Raw genomic sequence first — 1,128 nt, 5'->3', positions numbered from 1 at the left:
ATAGATATGCCCCTTAAAAAGAGGACATTGTCTAAAAATTCATATTAAGTATCAATAGGTTATTATACTTATGGGTAATGTTATGGTCGCGGGACGTAGGAGTGAGATGTTCAAAATTCGTACACCCTCCTGGGAAGTTACCATAAATCATATAAGCATAAATTTATTAAATCGCTTTTTTTTGATCTGTTTTATAATTAAAATCATCTAAAAACAAATCAGTTATCAACGGATGATTTGGATTAATAGCGTAACGCGTAAAATCATTTATCCCGTTTAATTTAAGCACTTCTTCGTCATTAAAAAATTGACCTGTTTGTGGATTTTGAGCATTTAAAATAAAGTAAGCAGCATCTGCTACGATTTCGGGTGTTCGTGCGCCCTCTATCGGTGCTGCGTCACCTAACAATTGAAGAGCTGCCGTTCCAATAATGGTTTGTGGCCATAACGCATTGACCGATATTTTATATTTTCTAAATTCTTCTGCCATTCCTAAAACGCACATGCTCATCCCGAATTTACTAATTGTATAAGCCGTATGATGTGCAAACCATTTTGGGTTTAAAGACAAAGGGGGTGAAAGCGTCAAAATATGTGGATTTTGTGCTTTTTTCAAAAATGGAAGACATGCTTGCGATAAAGCATAAGTACCGCGCAAATTAACATCCATCATCAAATCGAATTTTTTAAGAGGCGTATATTCAACAGGCGTAAGCGATATAGCACTTGCATTATTGATTAAAACATCAATACCACCGAAATGATTTCCAACTTTTTGAACAGCTTCTGCCACTTGCGCATCATCACGAACATCCATCAAAATTGGAAGAGCTTTTCCACCCAATTGTTCAATTTCATGCGCCGTTTCATAAATAGTACCTGGTAATTTCGGATGGGGATTTTCAGTTTTACCTGTAACAACAATATTAGCACCATCTTTGGCAGCTTTTAATGCAATCGCTTTGCCAATACCACGTGTTGCGCCTGTAATAAAAATTGTTCTATTCTTAAGCATTGTAATCCTCTTTTTATAAGCGTAGACTCTTTCGAAATTATCAAACGCTGGCTGTCTTCTAACCAAATCATTCGGGTATAACTATGAATCCAGATTTAATCCTATTGTGACGG

The 1,128-nt window shown here is 36.1% G+C and carries 1 protein-coding gene; it reads right to left on the bottom strand.

Translation table 11 applies throughout. The features are described from left to right. Positions 1-166: 166 nt before the first annotated feature. Complete coding sequence (locus tag Q8L85_08095) at positions 167-1,021, bottom strand: NAD(P)-dependent oxidoreductase (GenBank protein MDP1724647.1); 855 nt, start codon at positions 1,019-1,021, stop codon at positions 167-169. Between the last annotated feature and the right edge of the window lie 107 nt (positions 1,022-1,128).

The organism is Alphaproteobacteria bacterium (genome assembly GCA_030680745.1).
Taxonomy (GTDB): Bacteria; Pseudomonadota; Alphaproteobacteria; order JAUXUR01; family JAUXUR01; genus JAUXUR01.
This window is presented reverse-complemented; position numbering and strand designations above follow the sequence as displayed.